At 63.2% G+C, this 3,158-nt stretch carries 4 protein-coding genes; 3 read left to right on the top strand and 1 reads right to left on the bottom strand.

Annotated elements, in window-relative coordinates:
- Positions 1-567 (bottom strand): IS630 family transposase (locus EOA33_RS29660; RefSeq protein ID WP_127407257.1); only part of this gene is annotated, 567 nt, incomplete at its 3' end.
- Positions 568-609: 42 nt separating this feature from the next.
- Between EOA33_RS29660 and EOA33_RS29655 the strand changes: the two genes are divergently transcribed.
- The 3 genes from EOA33_RS29655 (at position 610) to EOA33_RS29645 (ending at position 3,128) form a co-directional block, all read left to right on the top strand.
- The gene (locus tag EOA33_RS29655; RefSeq protein ID WP_127407256.1) at positions 610-876 is read left to right on the top strand and encodes a helix-turn-helix domain-containing protein; all 267 of its coding nucleotides are present in this window, start codon (positions 610-612) and stop codon (positions 874-876) included.
- Positions 877-1,076: 200 nt separating this feature from the next.
- Positions 1,077-1,937, top strand: a complete 861-nt coding sequence (locus tag EOA33_RS29650) for a site-specific integrase (RefSeq protein ID WP_127407255.1) — start codon at positions 1,077-1,079, stop codon at positions 1,935-1,937.
- A gap of 9 nt (positions 1,938-1,946) precedes the next feature.
- Entirely contained in the window at positions 1,947-3,128 is a 1,182-nt protein-coding gene (locus tag EOA33_RS29645) for an IS91 family transposase (RefSeq protein ID WP_127407254.1), read from the top strand.
- The last annotated feature ends 30 nt before the right edge of the window (positions 3,129-3,158 follow it).

The following is a 3,158-nucleotide window of genomic DNA, read 5'->3' as shown; positions in this document are numbered from 1 at the left end:
GAGCTGGGTCGGGCTCTCATCGAAACAGACCACCGGTCGCCGGGGATCAGGAGCTTCGGCATAGAGGTCGAGCACGTCCTCCATGCGCGCGACGTATTCGGCGTCGACCTTGGGGATACACCACATCTTCTTTTGCCAGGGCTTCAGGTCGTTCTCGGCCAGACGCCATCGCACCGTCTCGCGCGACAGACTGCCGTGCTCGGTGAGGCTGACCATCTCGCCGGCGAGCAGTTCCAGCGTCCAGTGGGCGCAGCCCTTGGGCGGAGCCGAACAGGCAGTGGCGATCAGCAGCGCCTCTTCCTTGCCGGTAAGCTTGCGTTCGGCGCCCGGCTGCGGCTCCTCGCTTAGCGCCGCCTCCAGCCCGTCTTCGACAAAGCGCCGCTTGGTGCGGTAGACGGTGGAGCCGCCGACACCGATGCCGGCCTCGACCGAGGCGTCGCTTTGACCGGCGTCGGCGGCGAGCAGAATTTGCGCACGTTTGAGCTTGCGCGCCGAATGTTTGCCGCCGTTCCCGGTCAGTTCGCTGCGTTCGGCTTCGGTGAGGTCGACGTGGTAGCGTATGTTCATTGCAGCCTCCTCGCGATTCGAGGCGGCCAGACGAATCAATCGATGAATCAATTGTTTGGCATGGCTTCGGCGGCTTCCACCTTCACCGAAAAGCAGGGGCAGTATCTCGCCTTCATCTATGCCTATGGTCGGATCTTCCGCCGCCCGCCGGCAGAGGCAGATGTCCAGCGCCACTTCCAGGTCACTCCGCCGACCGTCCACCAGATGGTGCTCACCCTCGAGCGCGCCGGCCTCATCACTCGAAAGCCCGGCGTCGCCCGCAGCATTGAGCTGCTGATCGATCCCGAGCATCTGCCGCTCTTACGCTAGCCCAACCGGTCAAAACCTCTGTGTCGAGGAACTAGGATCTAGGCTGTAGTGACAATTTAACGGCTTGGGATTCCCATTGAGAGGCAAATCAGATTGAACTAAACCGCTATCGCGGTAGGAGGCGAGCAGCCTTGGCGTGAGGAGGCCCCTGTCTGACAAAGTTTGGTGTCGAGCCAACCTTTCAGACAGGAGAACCCCAGATGGCCGAGTTGAGCCCTCTACGTCGACGCATGATCGAGGACATGACGGTCCGCAATCTGTCGCCGGCAACGCAGCGATCCTACATCCACCATGTCGCAAAGTTCAGCCGTTTCTTTAAACGGTCGCCGGATCAGCTCGGATACGAAGAAGTTCGCACCTATCAGCTGCATTTGGTCAGCCGAAGGGTCACTTGGGGCGCGCTAAACCAGGCAGTGTGCGCCCTGCGGTTCTTCTTCGGCGTGACGTTGGGAAGGACGGATCTGCCTGAGCGGATCTCTTACGCTCGTGCGCCGCGCAAGCTGCCTGTCGTGCTGAGCGCCGACGAGGTGGTCGGCTTCCTCGAAGCCGTGAACGGAGTGAAGAACCGGGTCGCGCTGACGACAGCGTATGCTGCGGGTCTTCGCGCTCTGGAAGCTTCACGGCTGAAGGTCACCGATATCGACAGCCGTCGGATGATTATTCGCGTCGAGGAAGGCAAAGGTGGCGGGGACCGCTACGTGATGTTGTCGCCGCCGCTGCTGGAGATCCTGCGTGGCTATTGGCGCCTGACCCGGCCCGCCCAGTGGCTGTTTCCTCGCCGCGACGGCTCCGGTCCTATGGACCCGCAGGTGCTTCACGTCGCGTGTCGTGTGGCCTGCGAGGCCCTGGGCATCGAGAAGCGGGTGACCGTACATACGCTACGGCATTCGTTCGCGACTCACCTGCTTGAGGCAGGCACGGACATTCGCATCATTCAGGTGCTGCTTGGCCATCGCAGCTTGGCGTCGACAACGCTCTACGCTCAGGTCTCGACAGACATGATCGGCCGCACCGTCAGTCCTTTCGACCAGTTGCAAGTCAAAGTCATGCCGCCCGGTTGATCGGCATCCATGCGCTCCGCCTTGGAGGTGGCGGACGTATTCCGTCGCCACGGCGCGGCCTATCGGCAAGCACGGGCCGGCCATCTTGGTCGCGTCGAGCGTCGGGTCATGGCTGCGATCGAGGCCTGCCGCACCTCGGCGCTCGGCGGCCATCTCGAAGCCTGTGATGACTGCGGTCTTCAGCGCCCCGTCTACAACTCCTGCCGCAATCGGCACTGCCCCAAGTGTCAGGGCCTGGCGCGAGCCGACTGGCTCGCCCAGCGCCAGGCGGAGCTTTTGCCGGTTCCCTACTTCCACGTCGTCTTCACCGTGCCGGCCGAGGTCGCCGAGATCGCCTTTCACAACAAGGCTGTCGTCTACGACATCTTGTTCAGGACCGCAGCCGAGACCCTGCGCACGATCGCCGCCGATCCCCGACACCTCGGCGCGGAGATCGGCCTGATCGCGGTGTTGCACACCTGGGGCCAGACCCTGCAGCACCACCCACACGTCCACTGCATCGTCCCCGGTGGCGGCCCCGCGCTCGATGGCAGCCGCTGGATCGGCTGTCGTCCCGGCTTCTTCCTGCCAGTGCGTGTGCTCTCCGCCTTGTTCCGCAGGCTGTTCCTGCAAGCCTTGCAGAGCGCCTTTACCGCCGGCCAATTGCGCTTCTCTGGCGAGCTTGCCGGCTTGGTTGATCCTTCTGCCTTCGCTCACCGAATCGCTGAACTCAAGCGCGCCAGCTGGGTCGTCTACTCGAAGCCGCCTTTTGGCGGGCCTGAGCAGGTTTTGGCCTATCTCGGCCGCTACACCCACCGCGTGGCCATCACCAATAGCCGGCTCACTCACCTCGATGGCCAGCAGGTCGGGTTCCGCTGGAAGGATTACCGCCACCATAGCAAGACCAAGACCATGTTCCTGGCAGCGGACGAGTTCATCCGCCGCTTCCTGCTGCACAGCCTGCCCGATGGCTTTCACCGCATCCGCCACTATGGCTTGCTTGCAAACGGCCAACGAGCCGCCAAGCTCGCCCTGTGCCGGCAACTGCTCGACGTGCCCCCGCCTGAGCCGGCCCACAGCGCCGCCGACTATCGCCTGCGCTATCATCAACTCACCGGCAAGTCGTTGGACGTCTGCCCTTGCTGCGGCGGACGTATGTTCGCTCGCGGTTCGCTACCCCGCAGGCCATTTGCCGCATGGAACACCTCATGATCCATTCCTGCGCCCAGATTTGTGCGATAT

Origin of the sequence: Mesorhizobium sp. M4A.F.Ca.ET.050.02.1.1 (genome assembly GCF_003997725.1) — a bacterium.
In the GTDB taxonomy this organism is placed as follows: Bacteria; Pseudomonadota; Alphaproteobacteria; order Rhizobiales; family Rhizobiaceae; genus Mesorhizobium.
The sequence above is the reverse complement of the archived record's forward strand: the minus strand, read 5'-3'. Positions and strand labels throughout refer to the sequence as shown.